This window comes from Caulobacter sp. GW821-FHT12A07, from assembly GCF_058807655.1.
The window spans coordinates 151282-176185 of sequence record NZ_JBXAQX010000007.1 but is presented as its reverse complement, the minus strand read 5'-3'; the positions used below and the strand labels follow the sequence as shown (position 1 = coordinate 176185).

Genomic DNA, 24904 nt, shown 5'->3' with positions numbered 1-24904 from the left:
CCTCGGCTTACTTGCTGACCTTGGCGGGCACTTCCACGTCGCAGATGTTGAAGCCGACGCCAAGCTCAGCCTGACGTTTCTTCAGCACTTCGGCGAAGGCAGCGCTGCGGGTGTCCATCACCTGCACGGTCGGGCGCTTGTCGGCCGGGATGTCGGCCAGCACCTTCACGCTGATCATCTTGTCCTGCGGATCGGCCACGGGCTCGCCGGCCTTGATGGCCCGCGCCACGTCGAGGCCCGACAGAATACGGCCGAAGGCGGTGTAGGTCTTGTCCAGCGACGGGTAGTGCTGGCGCATGAAGAAGAACTGGCTGTTAGCGCTGTTGGGATCGCCGGCGCGGGCCATGCCCAGCACGCCGGGGCAGAAGTTCCCCCACGCCTGCACCTTGCCGTCGGCGGTCATGGCCGCCAGCATCGACGACTGGCTGGTCACGGCCAGCGGCCCCACGAAGCCGGTCTCCAGCGAGCCGAGCTTGCCGGCCGGCACGAACGAACCACCGGTGCCGGCGCGGCGGAAAGTGAACTCGGCCGTCAGGTCCGGCTTGTCGGAACCGCCGGTGCCGTCGTTCTTCGGATCGCCCGTCTGGGCCATGAAGGTGTCGATGACGCGGAAGAAGGTCAGGCCGTCGTAGAAGCCGGCGCGGGCCAGTTCGCGCACGCGCTCGACGTGGCCCGGCGCGGCCTCGGGAACCAGCTCGGCGACGATGCGGCCCTTGTTGGTCTCGACCACCAGCACGTTCTGCGGGTCGGGCGTGCGCCATTCGGCCACTTGAGCCGACGCGGCGATGGGCGCGGCCGAGGCCGAAACGAGCGCCAGGGCGGCGACGCCGAGAACGCGGAACGCAGACTTCATGGATTTCCCCGAACAGATCTCCCGCTCCGCGTTAAAGCGCGCGAAGCGGTACGACAAGCGCTGCCGATATGCGCCGACGATTTCGACGACTTGTGGGCGGCTCCCACAATCCTTCTCCCCTTGCGGGAGAAGGTGGCGGCCGAAGGCCGACGGATGAGGGGTCGCGCGGACGGTTCTGAGAGCCCCCTCACCCGACCTCGCTCCGCGAGGCCACCTCCCCCTTCAGGGAGAAGGGCGTCAGCGGTTCTTGATCTTCCCGATCAGCTCGGCCGCCACGCCGGGCGTGACGAACTTGCCGACTTCGCCGTCGAGGGAGGCGATCTCCTTGACCAGGCGGGAGGCGATGGCCTGGTGGCGCGGGTCGGCCATCAGGAAGACGGTCTCGATCTCGCGATCCATCTGCTGGTTCATCGCCGTCATCTGGAATTCGTACTCGAAGTCGGCCACGGCCCGCAGGCCGCGGACGATCATCTGGGCGCCGACTTCGCGGGCGAAGTGGATCAGCAGGCTGTCGAACGGCCGGACCTCGATCACCGCGCCGCCCAGATGGGCCGTCTCGCGCTGCAGCATGGCGACCCGCTCTTCAAGCGTGAACAGGGGGTTCTTGCCGATGTTCACAGCCACCCCGATGACCAGATGATCGACCAGCTTGACCGCTCGACCGATGATGTCGAGGTGACCGTTGGTGACCGGGTCGAACGTCCCGGGATAGAGGCCAATGCGCATGAAACCCCCTGCGTCCTCTGACTTACGGGGTCTCATCCGCCCCGCTTACGTCGCCTTGCCCTTCGTCGCCGCCGGCTTCCGCCAGACGCTCGACGCTCACGACATGCTCGTCTGCCGCCGTACGGAAGACGGTTACGCCCTGAGTATTCCGCGCCGCAACACGAATTTGCGTGACGGGGCACCGTATCAGTTGACCGGCGTCGGTCACCAGCAGGATTTGGTCGCTCTCCTCGACGGGGAACGAGCCCACCAGCTTGCCGCCGCGCTTGCTCAGATCCTGGGCCGCCAGACCCTGGCCGCCACGACCCGTGCGGCGGAAGTCATAGGCGCTGGTGCGCTTGCCGTAGCCTTCCGACGAGATCGTCAGGATGATCTCCTCGGCCGCGCCCAGTTCGGCGATGCGCTCGACCGACAGGCTGGTTTCGTCGGCCTCTTCCTCGGTCTCCTCCGGCGCCGGGGCGTCTTCGCCTTCCTCGCCCGAGGCGGCGCGCAGCAGGGCGCGCTGGTGCTTGAGATAGGCGGCGCGTTCGGCCGGGGTGGCCGCGACGCTGCGCAGCACGGCCATGGAGATCACGGTGTCGCCGTCGGCCAGCTTCACGCCACGCACGCCGGTGGAATCGCGGCTGGCGAACACCCGCACCTCTTCGACCGAGAAGCGGATGCAGCGGCCGGCGGCCGTGGTCAGCAGCACGTCCTGGTCGGCGTTGCAGACCGACACGCCGACGATGCCGTCGCCGTCATCGAGCTTCATGGCGATCTTGCCGTTGCGGCGGACGTCGACGAAATCCGACAGCTTGTTGCGGCGGACGCTGCCCGAGCGGGTGGCGAACATCACGTCCAGGCCGTCCCAGGTGGCTTCGTCCTCGGGCAGGGTCAGGATCGAGGTGATGGTCTCGCCCGGCTCGATCGGCAGCAGGTTCACGAACGCCTTGCCGCGCGAGTTGGCGGCGCCCAGCGGCAACCTCCAGACCTTCAGCTTGTAGACCTTGCCGCCCGAGGTGAAGAACAGCAGCGGCGCGTGGGTCGAGGCCGAGAACACGCGGGTGACGGCGTCCTCGTCCTTGGTCGCCATGCCCGACTTGCCTTTGCCGCCCCGGTGCTGGGTGCGATAGTTGGCCAGCGGCGTGCGCTTGACGTAGCCGCCCATGGTGACGGTGATGACCATGTCCTCGCGGACGATCAGGTCCTCGTCTTCCATGTCGGCGTCGCCGTCGACGATCTGGCAGCGGCGCGGAATGGCGAACCTGTCCTTCACCTCGACCAGCTCCTCGCGGACCACGGCCATGATGTTGGCGCGGTCGGAGAGCAGTTCGAGATAGCCGCGGATGGCGTCGGACAGGGTGGCGGCTTCGTTGCCGATCTCGTCACGGCCAAGGCCGGTCAGGCGCGACAGGGTCAGGGCCAGGATGGCGCGGGCCTGCTCGTCGGTCAGGCGGATCAGGCCGCCGTCTTCCTGCACGGTGCGCGGGTCGGCGATCAGGTCGACCAGGGGCAGCATGTCGCCGGCCGGCCAGGCCTTGGCCACCAGGCGCTCGCGCGCCTCGGCCGGGTCCTTCGACGAACGGATGATGTGGATGAACTCGTCGATATTGGCGACGGCGATGGCCAGGCCGACCAAGACGTGGCCGCGGTCGCGGGCCTTGCCCAGTTCGAACTTGGTGCGGCGGACGACGACTTCCTCGCGGAACTCGACGAACACCTCGAGCAGCTTGCGCAGGCCCATCTGCTCGGGACGGCCGCGGTTCAGGGCCAGCATGTTGACGCCGAACGAGCTTTGCAGCGCCGTGAAGCGGTAGAGTTGGTTGAGGATCACCTCGCCCGAGGCGTCGCGCTTCAGTTCCACCACGATGCGCATGCCGTCGCGGTTGGACTCGTCGCGGATGTCGGAGACGCCCTCGATCTTCTTGTCGCGGACCAGCTCGGCGATGTGCTCGACGAGGTTGGCCTTGTTCACCTGATACGGGATCTCGGTGATGATGATGGCTTCGCGGCCAGTGCGGATCTCGTCGACCGAGGCCACGCCGCGCATGATCACCGAGCCACGGCCGGTCAGCAGCGCCTGGCGCGGAGCGGCCCGGCCGATGATCTCGCCGCCGGTCGGGAAGTCCGGACCGGGCACGAGGTCGAGCAGTTGGTCGGTCGTCGCGTCCGGCTCGTCGATCAACAGCAGGCAGGCGTCGATGACTTCGCCCAGATTGTGCGGCGGAATGTTGGTGGCCATGCCGACGGCGATGCCGCCCGCGCCGTTGACCAGCAGGTTGGGGATCCGCGACGGCAGGACGGTGGGTTCCTGCTCCTTGCCGTCGTAGTTGTCGGCGAAGTCGACGGTGTTCTTGTCAAGGTCGGCCAGCAGCGACATGGCCGGCGGCGCCATGCGGCACTCGGTGTATCGCATGGCCGCGGGCATATCGCCGTCGACCGAGCCGAAGTTGCCCTGGCCGTCGATGAGCACCAGGCCCATCGAGAACGACTGCGTCATGCGCACCAGGGTGAAGTAGATCGAGGCGTCGCCGTGCGGGTGATACTTACCCATGACGTCACCGACGACGCGGGCCGACTTGACGTACGGGCGCTCGGGCGTCTGGCCCTGCTCGTGCATCGAGAACAGCACCCGGCGGTGCACCGGCTTGAGGCCGTCGCGCGCGTCCGGCAGGGCGCGGCTGACGATCACGCTCATCGCGTAGTCGAGATACGAACGGCGCAGTTCGTCCTCGATGTTGATCGGGGCGATGTCTCCGCGCGGCCCTTCAGGGGGCAGAGTGTTTTGATCGTCGCTCAAGGGGATTTTTCGCCGTCAGAATCGAACACGGAACAGTCGGAAACAGTTAGCATTCCACCACGGACGGCGCCACCTTCGCGGCCCCATGCGTCCCTTTGATTGCAGGAGCAGTTTCATGCGTCTGACCGCCCTTTTCCTGGCCGCCGGCCTCGTCGCCGCCACCGCGGCCTCCGCCGCCGAGGCGCCCGCCACCGCGACCGCCGACATCAAGGGCGCTGACGGCAAGTCGATCGGCACGGCGACGCTCACCGAAGGGCCGCGCGGCGTGCTGCTGCGCATCGAGGCCAAGGGCCTGACGCCGGGCTGGCACGGCCTACATTTCCACGAGAAGGGCGACTGCGGAACGCCGGACTTCAAGTCGGCCGGCGCCCACGTTCACGCGGCGACCACGGTGGTCCACGGCCTGCTGAACGCCGAAGGCAACGACAATGGCGACCTGCCCAACCTGCATGCCGGGGGCGATGGCGTGGCCAGCGCCGAGTTCTTCTCGCAGCTCGTCTCGCTGAAAGGCGGGCGCGGCCGCCCGGCCCTACTGGACGCCGACGGCTCGGCCATCGTCATCCACGCCAGCCCCGACGACTACACCAGCCAGCCGATCGGCGGCGCCGGCGCGCGCAGCGCCTGCGGGGTGGTGAAGTAGACCTCCCCTCCCCCGGCTCCCGGGTGGAAACAAGAACGGCCTCCGGATCGCTCCGGAGGCCGTTGTCGTATGGGCTTGAAGCCGCTGCTTAGCGCGGCAGCACCAAGGCGGGGTCGACCGGCTTGGCCTTGTCCTTCGGGGTCGGGGCGAAGCGAACCTCGAAGTGCAGCATGGGTTCCGGAGCGTCGCCCGTCTGGCCGACCGTGCCGAGCTGTTCGCCCTGGGCGATCGCCTGGCGCATCTTGACGCTGGTCGTGGACAGGTGGGCGTAGGCCGTCACCCAGCCGTCGGCGTGCTTGATCAGAACCAGATTGCCGAAGCCCGGCACCTGGTTGCCGGCATAGACCACGTCGCCGGCGGCGGCGGCCTTGACCGGCGTGCCGACCGGGGCGCGGATGTCCAGGCCGTCGAAGCGCTGACCCGGGCCCTTGGGACCGTAGGCGTTGATCATGTCGCCGCGCAGCGGCCAGACGAAGCGGCCACGGCCGGCGGCGGCGATCTCGGCCTCGGTCGGCGGAGCGCTGCTCTCGATGATCGGGCGCGACGGAGCCGACGGCGGCGTCGCCGGCAGGGCCGACACCGGGGCGCTCGGGCGCGAATAGGTGGTCGACGGGGTCGAACCCGACGGCGTGTAGGGACGCGGAGCCGACGGCAGGCCGGTGGTCGGCGGCGAGCTGGCCGGCGCCTGGGCCGTCGTGGTCGAACCGGCGGGACGCGGCGCGGGCGTGGTCACCGTCGTACGGATCGGACCCCGGTCCTTGTAGCCGTCGGGCAGAACGACCTTCTGGCCCTTTTTGAGCGACGCGCCGGCGCGCAGGTTGTTTTCCTTGGACAGCGCCGAGACGCTGACGTTGAAGCGCTTGGCGACGCCAGCCAGGGTGTCGCCGCTTTCGGCCACATAGGCCTTGTCGGTGATGGCCGGGCCTTTCAGCTTCTGGCCCGGACGGATGACGTAAGGGGCCTTCAGGTCGTTGTCCTCGACCAGGTCCTTGCGGGTGGTGCCGAGGTCGCGGGCGATGGAGTCGATGGCGTCGCCGGACTTCACCGTGTGGATCTTCGGCTTGCCGGCCACCTCGATCACCTTGCCGGCGATGGAGACGGTGGTGGTCGTCGTGGCGGCCGGGGTCGGCTCGGGGTCGCGCTCGGCCACGACAGGACGCGACGGCGGCGGCGTGGACGGACGCGAAGAACCGATCGGCGGGGCCGAATAGGTCGGCGCGGGCGCGGCGCCGGCCAGCGAGGTCGAGCCTCCGGGGACCGGCTGCATCACCGTGGTCTTGGCCGGACCCTTGTCCTTGTAGCCCTGCGGCAGACGGATCTTCTGGCCGGCGCGGATCGAGGCGCCCGACGACAGGTCGTTTTCCTCGGCCAGGGCGGCCGGGGTGACGCTGAAGCGGCGGGAGATCGAGCTCAGGGTGTCGCCGCTCTCGACGACATAAGCCTTGGCCTTGGTCGACTTGCCCTTCAGCTTCTGGCCGGGCTTCAGACGATAGGGCTCATCAAGGTCGTTCAGCTTGGCCAACTCGGCGCGCGACAGGCCCATCTTGCGGCCGACGGCGTCGAGACCCTCGCCCGACTTGACGACATAGGTCTCAGGCGCGCCGCCGACGTCGACGACCTTGCCGTTCGTCGTGGTGACCACGACGGGGCGCAGGGCCGGTTGGGCGGGCGGCTGATGTTGCACGGGCGCCGGCAGCGGACGGCTGTCGGCCGGCGGCGGGGGCGGCGGCGGAATCTCGGCGGTCGTCACCGGAGCCAGCGGCTGGCTCGACACGGCGCCGGCGCCGACCGGGGCGGTCACCGGCGGAGCGTCGTCCTCAGGCGGCGGAGCCTGGGTCGGAGGCGGCGTCTGGGCGGCCGGCGGCGCCTGGACGACGGGCGGGCTGACGCCCTCGCTGGCGCGGGTGGGATACTGCGCGCCGGTCGTCTCGCAGGCCGCGAGCGTTCCAGCCGTCAGGGCGATGACCGCCGCTTGCGTCCACAACTGCCTCATGACCTCTCCTTTCCTCACGGAGCCTTCAAGTCGCCGCCGCAAGGGTGAATCAAACCTTAACCAAACACGCACGGCGTCACCGAACCTGTGGACGCCGAACCCGCACTACTCGCGGGCGACGCCTTCCAGGATCGGGACGAAACGCACTTCGCACAGGACTTCGACCGTGAAGCCCCCCTTCCCGTCGCCGGCATAGCGGCGAAGGCTCTGGACCGGCCCACGTCCGACGGGTGCGACGAGCACGCCGTTGGGCTTGAGCTGGGCCAGGAGCCCCTTAGGTTCTTCTTGCGCCGCAGCCGTGACCATAATGCGGTCGAAAGGCGCCTGCTCGCGCCAGCCTTCCCAGCCGTCGCCGAACTTGGTGATGACGTTGGTCAGACCGAGCACGGCGAAGCGCGCCTCGGCCTCCTTCATCAGGGTGCGATAGCGCTCGACCGTGTAGACGAGGCGCGACACCCGGGAAAGGATCGCGGTCTGATAGCCCGAGCCCGTGCCGATCTCCAGCACCCGGCAACGCGGCTCGACCGTCAGGGCCTGGGTCATCAGGCCGACGATGAACGGCTGGCTGATGGTCTGGCCGCAGGCGATCGGCAGGGCCGAGTCCTCCCACGACCGCTCCTTGAAGAGGTCGGGAGTGAAAAGGTCGCGCGGCGTCTTCTCGATCGCCGACAGCACGTTGGGATCGGTCACCCCCTGCTCGCGCAGCGCATCCAGCAGCCGCTTCAGCAGCGCTTCGGGCGTTTCCGGGCGCTTGGCGCTCGCCATCACAGGCCGGGCTCCGGGCTCTCCGGCTTTTGGGCAAGCTTCGGCGGCGCTCCGCCCAGCACGCCCTTGAGGGCGGCGACGGTGGCGTTGTGCGTCAGGTCGATATGCAGGGGCGTCACCGAGATGCGCCCTTCGTACACGGCCTTCAGATCGGTGCCCTCCGGCGGATTGGACGGCTTCACGGTGAAACCGGTCCAGTAGTAGTCGCGACCGCGCAGGTCCGTCCGCTTTTCCATGCGCCGCAAGTGCGAGTCGCGAAAGCCCTGGCGGGTCACTTCCACGGCATCGACCCGTTCCGGCGGCAGCGGCGGGAAGTTGACGTTCATGACGACGTCGGTCGGCCAGCCGATCTCCAGCAGGCGCTGGATGACGCCCGGCCCGAAGTGCTCGGCGGTCTCCCAGTGGGCGACGACCTCGTCGTGGAAATAGGTCATGGCCTGAGACAGGGCGATCGACGGAACGCCCAGGACCATGCCCTCGATGGCGCCGGCGACGGTGCCCGACAGGGTGACGTCCTCGGCCAGGTTCTGACCGCGGTTGACGCCCGACAGCACGAGGTCCGGCTTCTTGCCCTCGATCAGTTCCTGGAAGGCCAACGCCACGCAGTCAGTGGGCGTGCCTTCGACGGCGAAGCGACGGGTGTCGATCTTCCGCACCCGCAGCGGATCGGACAGGGTCAGGGCCCGGCTGGCGCCCGACTGCTCGTATTCCGGCGCGACGATCCAGACGTCGTCCGACAGAGCCGCGACGATACGCTCCAGGCTTTGCAAACCCGGAGCGTGGATGCCGTCATCGTTGGTGAGGAGGATCCTCAAGCCGCGCCCCCGATGTGGGTCAGGCCGCCCATATAGGGCTGCAGCACGGCCGGGATATGGATGCGACCGCCCTCGTCCTGATAGTTCTCCAGCACGGCCACCAGGGTGCGGCCGACGGCCAGGCCCGAACCGTTCAGGGTGTGGACGTAGTGCGTGCCCTTCTCGCCGGCCTTCTTGAAGCGGGCGTCCATGCGGCGAGCCTGGAAGTCGCCGCAGTTGGAGCACGAGCTGATCTCGCGGAAGGTCGCCTGGCTCGGCAGCCAGACTTCCAGGTCGTAGGTCTTGCGGGCGCCGAAGCCCATGTCGCCCTTGCACAGCAGCATGGTGCGGAATTCCAGTTCCAGCTTCTTCAGCACGGCCTCGGCGCACTCGACCATGCGCTCGTGCTCGGCTTCCGACTGGTCGGGCGTGGTGATCGAGACCAGCTCGACCTTCTGGAACTGGTGCTGGCGGATCATCCCGCGGGTGTCGCGGCCCGAGGCGCCGGCCTCCGAACGGAAGCAGTGGGTCAGGGCGGTGAGGCGCAGCGGCAGCTCTTCCTCACCGGTGACCTGCTCGCGCACGATATTGGTCAGCGAGACCTCGGCGGTGGGGATCAGCCAGTGGTCGCCGGTGGTGCGGAAAAGGTCTTCGGAGAACTTGGGCAGCTGACCGGTGCCGAACAGGGCCTCGTCCTTGACCAGCACGGGCGGGCTGATCTCGGTGTAGCCGTGCTCGACCGTCTGCAGGTCGAGCATGAACTGGCCGAGCGCGCGCTCCAGGCGGGCGATCTCCTTCTTGAGCACCACGAAGCGGGCGCCGCTCATGCGGGCGGCGGCCTCGAAGTCCATGCCGCCGAGGGCCGCGCCGAGGTCGACGTGGTCCTTGGGCGCGTTCAGGCGGCCGGCCGGCAGCTTGGAGCGGTCGCCCCAGCGGCGCTGCTCGACATTGCCGGTCTCGTCCTCGCCTTCCGGCACTTCGGCGGCGGGGATGTTCGGCAGCGAGGCCAGCAGGTCTTTCAGCTTGGCGCCGACGAGGGCTTCCTCTTCGCCGGCTTCGGCCATGCGACCCTTCAGCGCCTCGACCTCGGCCATCAGGCGGGCGGCTTCGGCCTCGTCCTTCTTGGCCTTGGCCGCGCCGATCAGCTTGGAGCTTTCGTTGCGCTTGGCCTGGGCTTCCTGCAGGGCGGTCTGTGCGGCGCGCAGCTGGGCGTCGAGCTTGACGGCTTCCGACGCCGCGCCCGAACGGCCCTTGGCCGACCAGGCGGCTTCATAGGCTTCGGTGTTTTCGCGGATGGCCTTGATGTCGTGCATCGGGAGCGCTCGGAAGGAAGTCGTTAAGAAACGCCCTTCTCTAAGGCGCGTCGCCAAGGGCGCCAACCTTTTCGCGCTGGGTCAGCCGTTAGGGTCGCCGCCCCAATCCTCGTGAGCATGCCGAATGCGGAGCACGCGCACGCCCCGCTCATCCACTCGGTAGACGATGAGGTGCGCCTTGTGAGGATGGACGCGAACGGGCGGCGTGATTTCCGAACGTTCCGGAGCGGCTCGCGGGAAGGCGGCGAGAAAGTCGAAGGCCCGCTCCAGGCTCAGGTGATATCGCTCGGCCTGGGATGCGCCGAACGCGCGCACGCCTTCGATATAGATCCCTACAAGATCGTCCCTGGCCCTTCGGCTGAGCCTATAGGCCAAGGGCCTTTGCCCTAGCCCGAGCAATCTCCAGGATTTCCGGCATGCTGTGCTCGCTGTCGCCCGAGGCCAAGGCCTCGTCCACGAGCGTCTGCATGGCCTGGATCTTGGCGTGCCGCGTACGATCCCGTTCGATCAGATCCCGCACATAGTCGGCCGGCGTGTCATAGCGCTCGGCCCGGGCCTGCTCCTCGACCCAGTTCTTGGCGTCTTCCGACAGAGGCACATTCATGGTCGCCATGAATTCAGCCTGAGACCGGCCGACAGGATTGTCAAACGGCCTAGACCGCCACGACGTCCTTGCTCTCTTCGGCTTCGCGTTTCTTGCGGCCGCGCTCGATGATCCAGACGCACCAGATGCCGATCTCGTAGAGCAGGCACATGGGGATCGCCAGGGTCAGCTGGCTGATCGGGTCGGGCGGGGTCAGGACGGCGGCGGCGATGAACACGCCGACGATGGCGTAGCGGCGACCGCCGCGCAGCATCTTGGAGTCGATGATCCCGGCCATGCCGAGCAGCGACACCACGACCGGCAGCTGGAAGCACAGGCCGAAGGCCAGCAGCAGCGAGGTCACCAGGGTCAGGTAGTCCGACACCTTGGGCAGCAGCTCGACCGAGATGGCGTCGCCGAAGATCTGCTGGTTCATCGAGAACCAGACAATGAACGGCAGCATGACGTAGTAGACCAGCGCCGCGCCCATGACGAACAGCACCGGCGAAGCGATCAGGAACGGCAGGAAGGCGCCGCGCTCGTTCTTGTAGAGACCGGGCGCGACGAAGCGGTAGAGCTGCCAGGCCAGCACCGGGAAGGTGATGACCACCGCACCGAACGCCGACAGCTTCAGCTTGGTGAAGAACTGTTCCAGCAGCGCCGTGAACACGAACTTCTGGTGGGCGACATCGGCCGGCGCGTCCTTGAGGCCCGTCAGCACCATGATCAGGTCGAAGGGGTTGTGGTGCGCGCCGCCCGCCTTGCTGGCCGCGACCATGCCGGCGGCCACTTCGAACGGGTGGATCAGGAACAGGAAAAGCTGGTTCGAGAAGTAGAAGCAGACGCCGAAACCGACGAACAGCGCCACCACGCAGACGATCAGGCGCGAGCGCAACTCGGTCAGGTGCTCGAGCAGCGGCGCGCGCGAGGCCTCGATCTCCTCTTCGGGATCGTATCCGATCGAGTTGGTCACGAGACGATGTCCGAGCTGGAAGAGGCGGTCTTGGTGGTGCGCTTGCGCGGCGGCTTGACGACGGCCGCGGTCGTCCCACCGGCGGCGACGGCTTTAGCCGCCTTGGGGGCGGCGGCCTTCTTGGCCGGAGCCTTGGCGGCGACGCCGACGTCCTTGGACGCGGCCTTGGCGCGCGAGGTCTTGGAGACGATTTCGACGGTCGGCTCGGCGACAGCCTTGGGGGCGCGCTTGCGGACAGGCATGGCCGGGGCCTCGATGGCGGCTTCAGGCTCGGCGACCGGCTCGGGATTGTACCCGGCGTAGGGATGGGCCTGGACGGCGCCGCTGTTGAGGCTGGCGTCGATATCGGCGAACACTTCGTCGACCGTGGCGTCCTTGGCTTGGTCGACCGCGGCCTGCACCGGGTTGGCGTATTGGCCGGCGCGCATGGCCTCGACCTCGCGGCGCAGCTCATCGAGCTCCGACTGGCGGGCCATCTCGTCGAAGCTGGCGCGGAATTCCGCAGCCATGCCGCGGATCTTGCCGACGAACTGGCCGAGCTTGCGAAGAAGAACAGGCAAATCCTTCGGCCCCACCACGATCAGCGCGACCGCGGCGATAACCAGAAGCTCAGCGCCGCCGATATCAGGAAGCATGAAAGCGCCTCAGACCGGCCCGGCGCTCCCCCGTGGAGACCTGGGCCGAGAGATTTGGAAAAACGAAACCGCGCCCTCCTAGGAAGGCGCGGCGAAAACAAACCTTACGACTTGCGCAGGTCTTCCTTCTCGGCCTCGGTGCGCGGCAGCGCGCCCGTGGACTTGTTGTCGGCGACTTCCTGGCTGCCGTCGTCCTTCAAGCCGTCCTTGAACGCCTTGATGCCCTTGGCCGCGTCGCCCATGATCCCGGACAGCTTGCCGCGACCACCGAAAAGCAGGGCGACGACCGCGATCACGATCACCCAGTGAATCCAGCTCATGCTACCCATAGCGGCGGTGCTCCTTGCGACAGCGGCGCTTTAGCCGCTGCGGCGTGTCGTTACAATGTCTCAGATAATATAGGCGTCCGCATGGCCATGAGCCAAGCGGCGCAAATCGCGGCGATTGCACCCCGGCCAAGGCAGGCTTCGCCTCAACGGCCCGGCTCTCCGCCCTCCGGCTCGCCCAGGAAATCCTGAGCGAATTCGGGCGTCTCGCCTTCGTCCAGCGGGTCTTCCTCCTCGCCGTCAGCCCGCAGCCCCATCGGATCGGGCACGCTGAAGCCGGGCGGCAGGTTCAGATCGAGCAGGCCCGCGGCCTTCATTTCGGCGACGCCGGGCAGGTCGCCCAGATTCGCCAGGCCGTAGTGCTCGAGGAAAGCGTCGGTCGTGCCGAAGGTCACTGGACGGCCCGGCGTGCGGCGACGGCCGCGCATGCGGATCAAACCCAGCTCCAGCAGCACGTCCAGCGTGCCCCGGCTGGCCTGCACCCCGCGCACGGCCTCGATCTCGGCCCGGGTGACGGGCTGGTGATAGGCGACGATGGCCAGGGTCTCCTGAGCGGCCTTGGACAGGCGGCGCGGCTCCTCGCGTTCCTCGGTCATCAGGAAGGCCAGGTCGGCGGCGGTCTGGAAGCGCCAGCGGCCAGCGACCTCGACCAACTCGATCCCCCGCCCATCCCAGCGGGCGCGCAGGTCGGCGATGCCGGTGGCGATGTCGGCGCCGTCCGGCAGGCGCTTGGCGAGGTCGGCCACGCTCAGCGGCTCGGCCGCCGCGAACAGCAGGGCCTCGATGCAGCGTTCGGTGAAGAGAGGGTCGAGGGTCATGGGTAGAAGCTGTCTCTCAACACGATCACGCCCCCTCCTCCACGTCCGTCCGGGTGCGCAGGTAGATTTCCTCGAACGCGCCCATCTGGCGCACCGTCAGCGCGCCTTCCTTGGCCAGTTCCAGACTGGCCGACAGGGTCGAGGCCAGGTAGCTGGCGGGCGTCGGGCCGTCGGGGTCGTCCTCCCAGCGCTCGACGGGAGCGACGCCGGACAGGGCCGTCCACTCCTCCATCCTCGGCAGGAAGGTGCGCAGGCGGTCGCGGGCGTCTTCCAGCGGATAGGCCTGGGGCGGACGCGGGGCGTAGTGACGGCCGTGCTCGCGCTTTCGCTGGGAGATGTAGGCGCTCATCAGGGCGTAGAGGTCGCCCTCGAACCGGGTGGAGGAGACGATCTTCACCGCGTCGGGATCGCCGCGCACGAAGACGTCGCGCTGGAGCTGCGGACGCTCCTTCAGGGCCTCGACCGACTTGCGCATGGCGTCGAGCTTGGCCAGGCGAAAAGCCAGCAGGGCGGCCATTTCCTCGGCCGGCGGCTCCTCGGCCTTGGGGCGATCGGGCTTGGGCAGCAGCAGACGCGACTTCAGGTAGGCCAGCCAGGCGGCCATGACGAGGTAGTCGGCGGCCAGCGAAAACCGCACGCGGCGGGCCTGCTGCACGAAGGCCAGGTACTGCTCGGCCAACTTGGTGATCGACAGCTGGAGCAGGTCGACCTTCTGGTTGCGGGCCAGGGCCAGCAGAACGTGCAGCGGGCCTTCGTAGCCGTCGATGTCGATGACCAGGGCCGCGCCGTCTTCCGCCGCCTCCCGGGCGGCCGCGAAGTCGAATGTGGGCTGGAAGCCCGTGCTCACCCGGCGAACCGGCCGTCGAAGGCGGCGTCGAAGCGGGCGCGGGCCTCGGCGACATCGAGCGGCTCGTGCACCTTGACCAGGCGGCCCATGACCGCCTGGGCGCGGCGGCGGGCTTCCTTGGAGAGCTTGCCGACGCCGGCCATCACGGCCTTCATCTCGTCCATGTCGCCGTTACAGTGCAGGACCACGTCGCAGCCGGCGGACAGGCTGTCCTTGGCCCGCTGCTTGAAGTCGCCCGACAGCGCCTTCATCGACAGATCATCGCTCATCAGCAGGCCGTCGAAGCCGAGCGACTCGCGGATGACCTTCTTGATGGCCTTCTTCGAGGTGGTGGCCGGGTTGCGGCGATCGATGGCCGTGTAGACGACGTGGGCGGTCATCGCCATCGGCATGTCCGACAGCACCCGGAACGGGGCGAAGTCGCGGGCTTCGAGCTCGGCCAGCTTGGCCTTCACGACCGGCAGCTCCAGATGGCTGTCGCTCATGGCGCGGCCATGGCCGGGGATGTGCTTGATGATCGGCAGCACGCCGCCGGCCAGCAGGCCCTCGGCCGCCGCGCGGCCCAGGGTCGCCACCTGCTCGGGCGTGTCGCCGTAGGCGCGGTCGCCGATGATCTCGTGGCCCTTGGGGTCGGGCACGTCCAGCACCGGCACGCAGTCGACGTTGATGCCCAGCGAGGTCAGGTCGTGGGCGATCAGGCGCGCGCCGAGACGGGTGATCTCGCGGGCGACCAGCGGGTCGTTGGCGACGAGCTCACCATAGGCGCGGCCCGGCGGATACTTCTTCCAGTGGGGCGGCTGCAGGCGGGCGACGCGGCCGCCTTCCTGGTCGATCAGGATCGGCGCGTCGGGACGGCCGACCGTCTCGCGCAGGGCGGCGGTCAGCGCCCGCACCTGGTCGGGCGTCTCGATGTTGCGCTTGAAGAGGATGAAGCCCCACGGCCGCACGTCGCGGAAGAAGGCGGCTTCTTCCGCGCTCAGGACGGTCCCGGCGCAGCCGAGGATGGCGGCGGACGACACGCTCATGGGGATCCCCTCGCCTACTTCACGAAGCAGGATTTACCGGCGGCCGTCAGGGCGTCGCAGAACGCCTTGGCGTCGGCGCGGCTGGAGAAGCCCGTGACCGAGGTGCGGTAGAGCGTCGAGCCGTTCTTGTCGATCGCCTCGACCTTCTTGCCCTTGCCGGCGGCCAGGCCCGGCGCGATGCGGGCGGCGTCGCCCCAGGCCTTGTCGGCCAGGGCCGTCGAGGACAGGGCGCCGATCTGGACGCTGGCCGGACCCGAAGCGGTCGCGGCGGGCTTCGGCGCGGCGGCGGCCGGCTTGGCCGGAACAGTCTTGGGCGGCGCGACGGCGGCGGTGGCCAGGCTCTCGATGCTGGGCGCCGGAGCCGGCTTGGTCGGCGCGGGCTTGGCCGGAGCGGCGGAGACCGGCGCGCTGGGCGCGGCGACAGGCGGCTTGGCCGGCGGCAGGCTGGCGCTCTGCACCGGGGCGGCCGGCGGCGGCGCGGTCGGACGGGCCATCGGCTCTTCCGGCGGCGCGGCGTAGGTCGGCGAGGCCGTCGGGTTCTCGTGGCTGTAGATTTGCAGGCCGGCGGCTTCGTCGGGCTTGTTCTGGTCGGGCGCCGGAGCGGCCTTCATCTCGGCCACCGGCTCGCCCACGGTGCGCGGCGGCTCGTTGGGGCCGCGGATGCCGTTGCGATAGACCAGGAACACGCCGACCAGCAAGGTGGCGAGCACCACCGCGCTGATGATCAGGGTCAGAGGCAGGGGCCTCGACCCACGCACCGGCTGGCGCGCATCGAAGGACAGCGGCGCATCGGTGGGCGGCGCATAGGCGCCGCGGTGCGGGTCGGACATCTCACAAGGCTCCAGAATTCCGGCGCTCGCATCGCCATCGGCGAATCACGCGCGCAAGTTCGTACTGTACTGGACCCGATCCCCGTTCAGAACTGTCGCACCCTTGCCGGTTGTGCATGTTCCTTCCGCGGCGGCAGGCCGTCAGTTCCAGACATCCAGATGGAACAGCTTGCGGTGCTCCTCGATGGCGAAACGATCGGTCATGCCGGCGATGTAGTCGCACACCACGCGGGCCCTTCCGGCCTGGTCGCGGTTCTGCGACTTGGCGAACCATTCAGAGGGCAGGACCTCGGGTTCGGCCAAGAAAAGCGTGAACATCTCGGCCAGAATGCGGCGCGCCTGGCTGCGGGTGCGGTTCACTCGCCAGTGGCGGTACATCTTGGCGTGGAGGAACTGGCGAAGGCGGGCCAGGTCTTCCAGCATGTCGGCCGAGAACGACACCAGCGCGTGCGGCAGGGCCCGCACGTCGTCGGCCGAAGCGACGCCGGTGGCCGCTGCCCGCTGCAGGGTCTCGCCCATGACGTCGTCGACCATGGCGCCGATCATCCGGCGAACGGCCTCCAGGCGGGTGATGCGTGCGTCGAGTTCCGGACGCTCGCTGCGCACCGCCGCCAGGATCGGGCCGATCAGCGGCACGTCCATCAGCTCGTCCAGCGTGAAGAGCCCCGCCTCCACGCCGTCATCGATGTCGTGGTTGTTGTAGGCGATGTCGTCCGACAGGGCCGCGACCTGGGCCTCGGCCGAGGCCCAGGTGTCCAGCTTGAGGCCGTATTCGGCGTCGTACTTGGAGATCGCCTTCCACGACGGCTCGCCCAGCTTATGAACCACCGGACCGTTGTGCTTGATGACCCCCTCGAGGGTCTCCCAGGTCAGGTTCAGGCCGATGAAATCCGGATAGCGGTGCTCCAGCTCGGTCACCACGCGGAAGGTCTGGACGTTGTGGTCGAAGCCGCCGAAGTCCTTGGTCTGCAGCTCCAGCTCGTCCTCGCCGGCATGGCCGAACGGCGGATGGCCCAGGTCGTGGGCCAGCGCGATAGTCTCGGCCAGATCGACGTCCAGCCCCAGGGCCGTGGCCAGCGAGCGGGCGATCTGGGCCACTTCCAGCGAATGGGTCAGGCGCGTGCGGAACTGGTCGCCCTCGTGGGCGACGAACACCTGGGTCTTTTCCTTCAGCCGGCGGAAGGCCGAGGTGTGGATGATGCGGTCGCGGTCACGAGCGAACGGGGTGCGCGTACGGCTCTCGTCTTCCTGGTATCGCCGGCCGCGAGACTTGGCCGGATCCTCGGCGTAAGGGGCGCGGGGGACGGCGAACGGAGACGTCGACATGAGCGGCCTTTGCTGATCGCCCCTTTCCCCGGGGCGCGGACGTCCTCATATAGGCCATAGATGAAGTTTCCACAGCCATGACCGACACCACCGTTACGCTTTCTTCGAACGCCGCCCGCCGGCTGCACGCGCTTTCCGAGGCCGAAGGCCGCGAGGTGATGCTGCGCGTCGCCGTCGACGGCGGCGGCTGCTCGGGCTTCCAATATCGGTTCGACCTGGTCGAGGCCGCGCAGGACGACGACCTCAAGATCGAGCGCGACGGGGCCGCGGCCCTGGTCGACGTGATCTCCCTGGCTCTACTGAAGGGCTCGGAGATCGACTTCGTCGACGAACTGGCCGGCGCCGAGTTCCGAGTGAAGAACCCCAACGCCAAGTCCAGCTGCGGCTGCGGCGTCAGCTTCTCGATCTGATCGCGAAGGCCTGCTGGCCAACGCCGACAGGGGCTTGAAACGGGCGCGACCTGGCGCCCGTCGCGCTTTTCGGCGCCTGCGACCTGGCGTCGCGATTGTCGCGTGACCATTGTAATGCGACGCTCCCTCCCCTATATGTAAGCGAGCGCTCATTACCTGCGGCCCTCAATGCCGCACGAAAGCGCCATCCTCGCCCTACCGCCGCCCCGCGGCGCGGGCGAACTTTTCCCCTAATTCGATCATCCGGAACGACGACATCGTCGTTCCCAAACTGGAACTTTATGAAAACCAACACCACTCGTGCGCCCATCGCTGTCCAAAAGCCGCGCACTCCGAACCTTTCGCCTGCCGTGACCTCCCCGCTCTCGCCCGCCACCCTCTGGGCCTGGCCCGGCCTCACCCGCGCCGAACTGCGCGAACTGATCATCGATCAGATCGGCTAAGCGCCCTATCCCCCGAAATCTCCCCTCGGCCGCTTGAGCCCGAAGCCCGCGCCCCCTAGCCTCGCGCGCCTGCTCGGAGCCCGCCATGCGCATCGCCACCTGGAACGTCAATTCGGTCAACGCCCGCCTGGACAACGTCCTGGCCTGGTTCGAGGCCGAGGCGCCGGACGTCGCGGTGCTGCAGGAGATCAAGTGCGTCGACGAGAAGTTCCCGGCCGAGGCCTTCGAGCGCCTGGGCTACAACGTCGTCGTCCACGGCCAGAAGACCTACAACGGCGTCGCTTTGCTCTCGAAGCATCCGCTCGAGGACGTCCGCAAGGGGCTGCCGCTGCTCGACGGCGACGCCGAGGACGAGCAGGCCCGTTATGTCGAGGCGGTGATCTCTGGTCCCAAGCCCGTGCGGGTGGTCGGCATCTACCTGCCCAACGGCAATCCGATCGGCACCGAGAAGTTCGCCTACAAGCTGTCGTGGATGCGCCGCCTGCATGAGCACGCCAAGGGCCTGCTCGCCTTCGAGGAGCCGCTGGTGATCGCCGGCGACTACAACGTCATTCCAGAGGCCGAGGACGTGGCCAATCCCGAGGCTTGGGCAGGCGACGCCCTGTTCCAGCCCGAAAGCCGCGCCGCCTTCCGGGCGCTGAAGAACCTCGGCTTCACCGACGCCTACATGCAGTACGACGGCGCTCCGGGCGGCTACACCTTCTGGGACTATCAGGCCGGCGCCTGGCCCAGGAACCTGGGCATCCGCATCGACCACCTGCTGCTGTCGCCCCAGGCCGCCGACATCCTCGAAGACGTGACCATCCATCGCGACGAGCGCGACAAGGAAAAGCCGTCGGACCACGTGCCGGTCGTGGCCAGGCTGGCCCTCTAGAACCACGCGCGGCGGGCGGTAGCCGGCGCCCCTGTCGCGAATCCGCGAACGCCGCTAGTTTCCGAAACCATGAGCGAGTTCTGGCGTCTCCTTGTGCTCGTGGCCATCGCCGGCTCGGCCGTCACCTTCATGGGCAGCGCGGCCATCTGGTTCATGGACGAAGAGCGGCGTATCCGCCGCGCCCTCCGCCACGTGCTGAAGGGCGAACCTGAGACCGTGATCATCGCTCACGGCCGCGGCAAGGGCGCGGGCTTCTCGTTCGACACCAACACCGCCGCCGTCGCCTGGGACAACGGGACCTGGTGCCTGCTCTACCGCATCGACGAACTGATGGGGGCCGAGCTTTCGGTCGACAACCAGGTGATCGGCCGGGTTTTCCGGGGCGAGCAGCGCCGGGCCATCGACCAGATCGTCCAGCAGGCCAGCCGGGTCTGCCTGCGCATGATCTTCGACGATCCGCGCCACCCCGACTTCGAGCTGGACCTGTGGCTGGAAGGCGACCAGCAGCAGCGCCAGAGCCGCTCGCCCGCCCTGGCGATCCAGGAGGCCAACCGCTGGCTGGCCCGGGCCGAGGCCATCGTGCGCCGGCCGCTGGCGCCGCGCGGCCCCCCGCCCGCTCCGGCCGCCAAGGCCGCCGAGCCCGAGATCGCCCGTCGTCCGGCGCCGGCCGCTCCGGCCGAAGCCTTCGACAAGCCCGCGCCCTACCGTTCGGCGCGTGAGGCGGTGGCGACCGGCGCGAGCGGAGCGGCCGTGGCCACCGCCCCGCTGTTCGAGGAGATCGACGACGGCCCCGAGGCCGCCGATCCGCCCTGGTCGGATCCCGAGGCGCCGATCCAGGCCTGGGCCGACGACGACGCCCACACTGACGACGGTCCCGCCTACCAGCCGCCCGAACGTCCCTACAAGCCGGTGTCCAAGGCCTCGCGCTCGCCCAGGGACGACCAGGACGAGCTGCCCTTCGACCTCGACGACGAGGACTGAGTCCTCCCGCCAGGGTTGCGAAAGTCCGTCACTTGGGTCACGCTTCGCCGTCCCGTGGAGACGCGCCATGATCCGCCTCGCCGCCCTCGCCCTGCCGCTCCTGCTGGCCGCCCCGACCATGGCCCAGCCGACGGCCGCCGCCCCGGCCCCGCAAAAGCTGGTGCTGAACCTCGCCGACCGCGACGGCGACGGCGTGGTCAGCCAGGCCGAGGCCGCCGAACGCCTGGCGATCGCCGACGCCGAGGCGTTTCCGGCCGCCGCGCAGCCGGAGACCATCGCCAAGCGCCTGCCGATCAAGTTCGTGCCGCCCCAGGAGCGCGATGAAAGCGGCTTTCCCGCCCTGGCGATGAAGCGGCGCTTCGTGGAGGCCAGCGAGTTCGAGCAGGCCCTGGAATATCGCTTCCAGGAAGAGCTGCGCGAGCGCCGCAAGTAACGGTAGGCGATCGACGCGTCGCCATCCGCCCCAATCCTTCTCGATCGCGCCCATTTTTTGCCATTGCGGCCAGCACGTAGTTGCGAGTCGATCTCAACGCCCGTATGACCCGCGCCCTTATTGCGATTGATACGCACAAGCGTTGAGTACGGGGCGAGTGATGAAGCAAGCGATGTTGGCCACCGCGGCGATGGCCGTTGCGTTGGGCGCGGCCGGACAGGCCTGGAGCCAGGACGAACAGGCCGAGCGCCTTCCCAAGGTCAGCATCGAGGCGACCGCCGCCCAGCCGCCGGCCGCGGCCTACGAGGCCGCCGACCCGGTCGATTCCGGCACCTCGAAGATCACCCGCCGCGCCATCGAGGACCGCACGCCCGGCAACGGCGACGTCATCGAGACCCTGAAGATCCTGCCCTACGCCAATTTCGACGCCGACCAGGGCCTGGCGACGCAAGACAGCATCCAGGACCTCCGGCCGGCCAACATCTCGCTCTCGGGCGGCCAGTACTACGACAACTACTTCTCGATCGACGGCGTGGGCGTGAACAGCCGCCTGAACGTGGTCGACCTGTCGAGCAACGCCCAGAACTATAACGAGACGGCCGGCGGCAGCGCCCAGTCGATCTGGCTCGACAGCAACCTGATCGAGAGCCTGACCGTCCGCGACAGCAACATCTCGGCGCAGTACGGCGGCTTCACCGGCGGCATGGTGCAGATCGAGACGCGCCAGCCGGCCCACGTGTTCGGCGGCTCGCTCACCTTCGGCTGCACCAACGACAGCCTGACCTCGTTCAAGATCCCCAACGCCACGCGCGACGCCCTCGGCTCCAGCGTGCCGGCGCACCCGAACTACGAGAAGTGCAAGGTCAACGCGACGGTCGACCTGCCGATCAACGACAAGGTTCGGGTCCTGCTCGGCGCCGGCCGGCAGGAAACCGAGATGACCTACTACCGGGCGGCGGCCTATGGCGGCACGCCCTTCGGCCTGAAGAGCCGCAGCGACAATGTGCTGGCCAAGGTCGAGGCCGACCTCGCGCCCGACCTCGTGCTGCGCGGCCAGATCGCCTACAGCCCCTACACCAGCGAGAACTCGGCCAACAATTCGCGCAACGCCGTCATGACCCAGAAGGGCGGCGGCCTTACCGGCAAGCTCGAACTGGCCGGCAAGCGCGACGAGGCCAATTGGTCGCTGGCGGCGACCTACGCCAAGGCCCAGAGCGGCCGCAAGGCGCCCGATCCGAACTTCTCCTGGCCCTCGGCCTCGACCTACGCCGACTGGTGCTCCAACACCAACTGCACCGAGGGCAGCTTCGGCGACCTCGACCAGTGGCAGGAAGACATCGGCCTGCAGGCCCGCTGGAGCCAGCCCCTGCTGGGCGGCGAACTGCGCGTCGGCGCCGACTACGGCCACGTCACGGCCCGCAAGCGCCGCCCCGAGGACAACTACGCCTACAGCCAGGGCACGGTCAGCAGCCTGGTCTCGTGCGCCACGGGCGACGTGGCCTGCAAGACCGGCGACGTCGTGCTGACCAGCGCCATCTACTATGCGGCCTATGACGCCGAGGCGAGCCTCGACTCGGTCTCGGCCTTCGCCGAGTACGAGGTCAGCCGCGGCCCGCTGACCGTGCGCGGCGGCCTGCGCTACGACCACGAGAGCCTGCTCGACAACCACAGCTTCGCCCCGCGCCTGTCGGTGGTCTACGAACTGCCGTGGGAGGTCACCGCCACGGTGGGCGCCAACCGCTACTATTCGCGCGACTTCCTGGGCTACGCGATCAAGTCGCAGTACCCCGGCACCAAGGTCTATCGCCGCACCACCTCGACGGTGAACGGCCAGCTGGTGGCCGGCGACTGGTACCTCTATTCGCACTCGGTGACGGCCGGCGTGGCGGGCACCGGCGTCAAGACGCCCTATTCGGACGAGCTGACCTTCGCCCTCTCCAAGCCGGTGTTCGGCGGCGTGGCGCGGATCAAGGGCGTGGCCCGCGAGGCCCGCGACCAGTTCACCGCCGGTGTGGTGACGGTGCAGAGCTACGTCCGCGAGACCAACAACCAGACCTACACCTACAACACCACGCACCTGGGCAACGAGGGCGAGACCTCGTTCCGCGGCCTGTCGGCCGAATGGAGCCGGGGCTTCGGTCGCCACACCGTCACCGTCAACGGCTCGTGGTCGAAGACCGAGGACAACCTCAGCGACAACTACTACGAGGATCCGTCGGACGAGAGCGAGTACGCCGACGAGCTGATCTACTACAAGGGCGAGGTGCGCAGCCTGCTGGGCGTGATCTCCGAGAACCAGCGCCTGAACTACGCCGCCCCGGGCCTCGTCAACGCCGACTGGAGCGCCGACTGGTGGAGCGGCCGCATCCGCACCAACCTGAACGCCCGCTGGCGCTCGGGCTTCGACCAGATCGAGGAGACGGGCACGTACCAGACCGTCAGCAGCGTGCGCTACGCGGTTTGGGACGTGGTCCGCTACAAGGCCCAGACGACCTTCAACGCCAACATCCAGGCGCTGATCGCCAAGACGGCGTACGGCGAGGCCCGCCTCGACCTGCGGATCACCAACCTGTTCGACGTGACGCCTCAGACGGTGACGGCCTCGACGACCAGCCAGCCCTACAAGCTTGGCCGTTCGTTCTGGGTGGGCATGAGCTACAAGTTCTAACCCATGAAGCGCGCGGCGAATCTCCTGCTCCTGCTGGGAACGGCGGCGGCCCTGATCGGGCTGGCGCCGCTTCCCGACGCGAACGCGGTTCGCCGCGCCGCCTTCTCCGGCCAGCCCGACAGCTGGCCGGCCCCGACCCTGCTGGCCGGGGCCTCGTTCACCCCGTTCGGCGCCCTGCCCGCCCCGGTCGTTCCGGCCGACAATCCGCAGACCTCGGAAAAGGTCGCGCTGGGCCAGAAGCTGTTCGAGGATCCGCGGCTGTCGGGCTCGGGCCAGATCGCCTGCGCCTCGTGCCACAATCCGGAGCTGGCGTTCGGCGACGGGGTGAAGACCTCGTTCGGTCACGACCGCCAGCGCGGCCGGCGCAACGCCCCGACCCTGACCGTCGTGGCCTGGCGCACGCCACTGTTCTGGGACGGCCGGGCCGGCAGCCTGGAGACCCAGGCGCTTGGTCCGCTGGTCGACCACAAGGAGATGGCCGCCGACCCGCGCGAGGTCGAGCGCCGGCTGAACGCCGACCCCGACTACCGCAAGGCCTTCTCGCAGGTCTTCGGCGGCAAGCGCGTCACCGCCCAGGACGCCGCCAAGGCCCTGGCCGCCTACCAGCGCACCCTCAAGCCGCGCAGCAGCAAGTGGGACCGGGTGCTCAGCCTCGGCGGTCGGGTGCTGAGCGACCAGGAGCTGCAGGGGCTGGAGCTCTTCCAGGGCAAGGCCGGCTGCGCCAACTGCCACAACGGCCCGTTGCTGTCGGACGGCAAGTTCCACAACATCGGCCTCAGCTTCTATGGCCGCAAGCTGCAGGACCTGGGCCGCTACGAGGTCAGCGGCGACCCGGCCGACGTGGGGGCCTTCCTGACCCCGTCGCTGCGCGGGATCTCGCGGACCGGGCCCTACATGCACAACGGCATCTTCCCGACGCTGGAGGGAACGGTGAACTTCTACAACGAAGGCGGCGCGCGGCTGCGGCCCAAGCCCGACCAGGTCGGCGACCGCCTGTTCCCGACCACCACCCCGCTGCTGAAGCCGCTCGGCCTGACGCGCGAGGAGAAGGCCGCGCTGGTGGCGTTTTTGGAGACGCTTTGAACGTCCTTCTCCCCTTGCGGGAGAAGGTGGCGGCCGAAGGCCGTCGGATGAGGGGTCGCGCTGACATTGGACGCTGCCGCCCGGCCTGACCGCTGCACGCGGCTTTGAGATTTGAGAGACCCCTCACCCGACCTCCTTCGGAGGCCACCCTCTCCCGCAAGGGGAGAGGGCACGGGTTGACGATCTCCCGTGAAAACTCACGAAAGTTGGTGGGGAGGCGCGGAGCGGCCGGGCGGAGCCCGGAGACCGTGATGTGTTTTAGCGTTTCGGCTTCGTCTGACCGCTCCGCCGCACCGTAGGCTCGAAGGACCGGGGGCGCGGGTGCTTTTTCAACCCTGGACCCGGTTGTCCCTCGGACGGGCAGGACCAATAGCCCCGCGGTGATCCGGCGGCGCCTCGGCTGATCCTGTTAGGCCGGTTTGAAACGATCCCGGCCCTGTCGACCCGCAAGTCTCGTCACCGAACGGCTGGCGGCCCAATCACGCCTTCTGAGCGATCCTGCAAACCCGCCCTCCCCATGACGCCCCAAGCGGCCCCGCTCGATGCGATCCGCAGCCGCTAACTCGGGCCGGTACCAAGAGCCCTCCCCATGGCTGGGATGGCTTTGATTATGGGGGTGGTTTGGGTAGGGGAGGATAAGTTGGGGTTATAAAGTTGTAGGGCGTTGAGTTCGCTCAACTCTTTTCCGATTACGCCGTGTGAGCAGCGTGCGTATCAACCTTTCCTTCTCCCCTTGCGGGAGAAGGTGGCGGCGAAGCCGACGGATGAGGGGTCTCTCAGATGGGA

24 protein-coding genes are annotated in these 24904 nt (G+C 68.4%); 7 read left to right on the top strand and 17 right to left on the bottom strand.

The window, feature by feature from the left end; genetic code table 11:
- Nucleotides 1–7: 7 nt before the first annotated feature.
- The 3 genes from AC1RRS_RS16115 to gyrA form a co-directional block, all read right to left on the bottom strand.
- Entirely contained in the window at nucleotides 8–853 is an 846-nt protein-coding gene (locus AC1RRS_RS16115; RefSeq protein ID WP_492856002.1) for a peptidylprolyl isomerase, read from the bottom strand.
- Between the two features lie 237 nt (nucleotides 854–1090).
- Entirely contained in the window at nucleotides 1091–1579 is a 489-nt protein-coding gene (gene coaD, locus AC1RRS_RS16110; RefSeq protein ID WP_110120905.1) for a pantetheine-phosphate adenylyltransferase, read from the bottom strand.
- A 22-nt stretch (nucleotides 1580–1601) separates the two neighbouring features.
- A complete protein-coding gene (gyrA, locus tag AC1RRS_RS16105; protein WP_492856001.1) occupies nucleotides 1602–4358 on the bottom strand; it encodes a DNA gyrase subunit A in 2757 nt (918 codons plus the stop codon).
- A gap of 115 nt (nucleotides 4359–4473) precedes the next feature.
- On the opposite strand from gyrA, the gene sodC reads away from it, so the two are divergent.
- The gene (gene sodC / locus AC1RRS_RS16100; RefSeq protein WP_492856000.1) at nucleotides 4474–4998 is read left to right on the top strand and encodes a superoxide dismutase[Cu-Zn]; all 525 of its coding nucleotides are present in this window, start codon (nucleotides 4474–4476) and stop codon (nucleotides 4996–4998) included.
- 88 nt (nucleotides 4999–5086) lie between these two features.
- On the opposite strand, the gene AC1RRS_RS16095 is transcribed toward sodC, so the two are convergent.
- From AC1RRS_RS16095 to AC1RRS_RS16030, 14 genes are all read right to left on the bottom strand, one after another.
- Nucleotides 5087–6991 (bottom strand): LysM peptidoglycan-binding domain-containing protein, encoded by a 1905-nt coding sequence (locus tag AC1RRS_RS16095; RefSeq protein WP_492855999.1) that lies wholly within the window; start codon nucleotides 6989–6991, stop codon nucleotides 5087–5089.
- Nucleotides 6992–7096: 105 nt separating this feature from the next.
- Nucleotides 7097–7756, bottom strand: coding sequence for a protein-L-isoaspartate(D-aspartate) O-methyltransferase (locus AC1RRS_RS16090; RefSeq protein WP_487288303.1), 660 nt, complete (start codon nucleotides 7754–7756; stop codon nucleotides 7097–7099).
- Nucleotides 7756–8571 carry a 5'/3'-nucleotidase SurE gene (gene surE / locus AC1RRS_RS16085; protein ID WP_492855998.1) on the bottom strand — a complete coding sequence of 272 codons (816 nt, stop codon included), beginning with the start codon at nucleotides 8569–8571 and terminating at the stop codon, nucleotides 7756–7758. Before surE ends, AC1RRS_RS16090 begins: the two co-directional genes overlap by 1 nt.
- Complete coding sequence (gene serS / locus AC1RRS_RS16080) at nucleotides 8568–9863, bottom strand: serine--tRNA ligase (protein WP_492855997.1); 1296 nt, start codon at nucleotides 9861–9863, stop codon at nucleotides 8568–8570. Before serS ends, surE begins: the two co-directional genes overlap by 4 nt.
- Nucleotides 9864–9944: 81 nt before the next feature.
- Nucleotides 9945–10238 carry a type II toxin-antitoxin system RelE/ParE family toxin gene (locus tag AC1RRS_RS16075; RefSeq protein WP_492855996.1) on the bottom strand — a complete coding sequence of 98 codons (294 nt, stop codon included), beginning with the start codon at nucleotides 10236–10238 and terminating at the stop codon, nucleotides 9945–9947.
- Entirely contained in the window at nucleotides 10228–10476 is a 249-nt protein-coding gene (locus AC1RRS_RS16070) for a ribbon-helix-helix domain-containing protein (protein ID WP_492855995.1), read from the bottom strand. Before AC1RRS_RS16070 ends, AC1RRS_RS16075 begins: the two co-directional genes overlap by 11 nt.
- 40 nt (nucleotides 10477–10516) lie before the next feature.
- Nucleotides 10517–11419, bottom strand: a complete 903-nt coding sequence (gene tatC / locus AC1RRS_RS16065; protein ID WP_110120911.1) for a twin-arginine translocase subunit TatC — start codon at nucleotides 11417–11419, stop codon at nucleotides 10517–10519.
- Complete coding sequence (gene tatB, locus AC1RRS_RS16060) at nucleotides 11416–12054, bottom strand: Sec-independent protein translocase protein TatB (RefSeq protein WP_492855994.1); 639 nt, start codon at nucleotides 12052–12054, stop codon at nucleotides 11416–11418. Before tatB ends, tatC begins: the two co-directional genes overlap by 4 nt.
- Before the next feature lie 104 nt (nucleotides 12055–12158).
- Complete coding sequence (locus AC1RRS_RS16055) at nucleotides 12159–12383, bottom strand: twin-arginine translocase TatA/TatE family subunit (protein ID WP_492855993.1); 225 nt, start codon at nucleotides 12381–12383, stop codon at nucleotides 12159–12161.
- Nucleotides 12384–12526: 143 nt separating this feature from the next.
- Complete coding sequence (gene scpB, locus AC1RRS_RS16050; protein WP_492855992.1) at nucleotides 12527–13198, bottom strand: SMC-Scp complex subunit ScpB; 672 nt, start codon at nucleotides 13196–13198, stop codon at nucleotides 12527–12529.
- Between the two features lie 25 nt (nucleotides 13199–13223).
- A complete protein-coding gene (locus tag AC1RRS_RS16045) occupies nucleotides 13224–14045 on the bottom strand; it encodes a segregation and condensation protein A (RefSeq protein WP_492855991.1) in 822 nt (273 codons plus the stop codon).
- Nucleotides 14042–15070 (bottom strand): beta-N-acetylhexosaminidase, encoded by a 1029-nt coding sequence (gene nagZ, locus AC1RRS_RS16040; RefSeq protein WP_492855990.1) that lies wholly within the window; start codon nucleotides 15068–15070, stop codon nucleotides 14042–14044. Before nagZ ends, AC1RRS_RS16045 begins: the two co-directional genes overlap by 4 nt.
- A gap of 14 nt (nucleotides 15071–15084) precedes the next feature.
- The gene (gene ftsN, locus AC1RRS_RS16035) at nucleotides 15085–15900 is read right to left on the bottom strand and encodes a cell division protein FtsN (RefSeq protein ID WP_492855989.1); all 816 of its coding nucleotides are present in this window, start codon (nucleotides 15898–15900) and stop codon (nucleotides 15085–15087) included.
- A gap of 141 nt (nucleotides 15901–16041) precedes the next feature.
- Nucleotides 16042–17226 (bottom strand): deoxyguanosinetriphosphate triphosphohydrolase, encoded by a 1185-nt coding sequence (locus tag AC1RRS_RS16030; protein ID WP_492855988.1) that lies wholly within the window; start codon nucleotides 17224–17226, stop codon nucleotides 16042–16044.
- Nucleotides 17227–17303: 77 nt separating this feature from the next.
- On the opposite strand from AC1RRS_RS16030, the gene erpA reads away from it, so the two are divergent.
- From erpA to AC1RRS_RS16000, 6 genes are all read left to right on the top strand, one after another.
- Complete coding sequence (gene erpA, locus AC1RRS_RS16025; protein WP_110120917.1) at nucleotides 17304–17636, top strand: iron-sulfur cluster insertion protein ErpA; 333 nt, start codon at nucleotides 17304–17306, stop codon at nucleotides 17634–17636.
- Nucleotides 17637–18164: 528 nt separating this feature from the next.
- A complete protein-coding gene (gene xth, locus AC1RRS_RS16020) occupies nucleotides 18165–18953 on the top strand; it encodes an exodeoxyribonuclease III (RefSeq protein WP_487288316.1) in 789 nt (262 codons plus the stop codon).
- 69 nt (nucleotides 18954–19022) lie between these two features.
- Nucleotides 19023–19934: a hypothetical protein gene (locus AC1RRS_RS16015; protein WP_492855987.1), complete on the top strand. Its 912-nt coding sequence runs from the start codon at nucleotides 19023–19025 to the stop codon at nucleotides 19932–19934.
- Nucleotides 19935–20001: 67 nt separating this feature from the next.
- The gene (locus AC1RRS_RS16010; protein WP_492855986.1) at nucleotides 20002–20367 is read left to right on the top strand and encodes a hypothetical protein; all 366 of its coding nucleotides are present in this window, start codon (nucleotides 20002–20004) and stop codon (nucleotides 20365–20367) included.
- Nucleotides 20368–20527: 160 nt separating this feature from the next.
- Nucleotides 20528–23035, top strand: a complete 2508-nt coding sequence (locus AC1RRS_RS16005) for a TonB-dependent receptor (protein WP_492855985.1) — start codon at nucleotides 20528–20530, stop codon at nucleotides 23033–23035.
- A gap of 3 nt (nucleotides 23036–23038) precedes the next feature.
- Entirely contained in the window at nucleotides 23039–24118 is a 1080-nt protein-coding gene (locus tag AC1RRS_RS16000; RefSeq protein ID WP_492855984.1) for a cytochrome c peroxidase, read from the top strand.
- The last annotated feature ends 786 nt before the right edge of the window (nucleotides 24119–24904 follow it).

Excerpts from the sequence above, each read along its gene's own strand:
- AC1RRS_RS16115 (WP_492856002.1), bottom strand. The coding sequence starts at position 853 with ATGAAGTCTGCGTTCCGCGTTCTCGGCGTCGCCGCCCTGGCGCTCGTT.
- coaD (WP_110120905.1), bottom strand. The coding sequence starts at position 1,579 with ATGCGCATTGGCCTCTATCCCGGGACGTTCGACCCGGTCACCAACGGT.
- sodC (WP_492856000.1), top strand. The coding sequence starts at position 4,474 with ATGCGTCTGACCGCCCTTTTCCTGGCCGCCGGCCTCGTCGCCGCCACC.
- AC1RRS_RS16095 (WP_492855999.1), bottom strand. The coding sequence starts at position 6,991 with ATGAGGCAGTTGTGGACGCAAGCGGCGGTCATCGCCCTGACGGCTGGA.
- AC1RRS_RS16090 (WP_487288303.1), bottom strand. The coding sequence starts at position 7,756 with ATGGCGAGCGCCAAGCGCCCGGAAACGCCCGAAGCGCTGCTGAAGCGG.
- serS (WP_492855997.1), bottom strand. The coding sequence starts at position 9,863 with ATGCACGACATCAAGGCCATCCGCGAAAACACCGAAGCCTATGAAGCC.
- AC1RRS_RS16070 (WP_492855995.1), bottom strand. The coding sequence starts at position 10,476 with ATGGCGACCATGAATGTGCCTCTGTCGGAAGACGCCAAGAACTGGGTC.
- tatB (WP_492855994.1), bottom strand. The coding sequence starts at position 12,054 with ATGCTTCCTGATATCGGCGGCGCTGAGCTTCTGGTTATCGCCGCGGTC.
- AC1RRS_RS16055 (WP_492855993.1), bottom strand. The coding sequence starts at position 12,383 with ATGGGTAGCATGAGCTGGATTCACTGGGTGATCGTGATCGCGGTCGTC.
- scpB (WP_492855992.1), bottom strand. The coding sequence starts at position 13,198 with ATGACCCTCGACCCTCTCTTCACCGAACGCTGCATCGAGGCCCTGCTG.
- nagZ (WP_492855990.1), bottom strand. The coding sequence starts at position 15,070 with ATGAGCGTGTCGTCCGCCGCCATCCTCGGCTGCGCCGGGACCGTCCTG.
- ftsN (WP_492855989.1), bottom strand. The coding sequence starts at position 15,900 with ATGTCCGACCCGCACCGCGGCGCCTATGCGCCGCCCACCGATGCGCCG.
- AC1RRS_RS16030 (WP_492855988.1), bottom strand. The coding sequence starts at position 17,226 with ATGTCGACGTCTCCGTTCGCCGTCCCCCGCGCCCCTTACGCCGAGGAT.
- erpA (WP_110120917.1), top strand. The coding sequence starts at position 17,304 with ATGACCGACACCACCGTTACGCTTTCTTCGAACGCCGCCCGCCGGCTG.
- xth (WP_487288316.1), top strand. The coding sequence starts at position 18,165 with ATGCGCATCGCCACCTGGAACGTCAATTCGGTCAACGCCCGCCTGGAC.
- AC1RRS_RS16015 (WP_492855987.1), top strand. The coding sequence starts at position 19,023 with ATGAGCGAGTTCTGGCGTCTCCTTGTGCTCGTGGCCATCGCCGGCTCG.
- AC1RRS_RS16010 (WP_492855986.1), top strand. The coding sequence starts at position 20,002 with ATGATCCGCCTCGCCGCCCTCGCCCTGCCGCTCCTGCTGGCCGCCCCG.
- AC1RRS_RS16005 (WP_492855985.1), top strand. The coding sequence starts at position 20,528 with ATGAAGCAAGCGATGTTGGCCACCGCGGCGATGGCCGTTGCGTTGGGC.
- AC1RRS_RS16000 (WP_492855984.1), top strand. The coding sequence starts at position 23,039 with ATGAAGCGCGCGGCGAATCTCCTGCTCCTGCTGGGAACGGCGGCGGCC.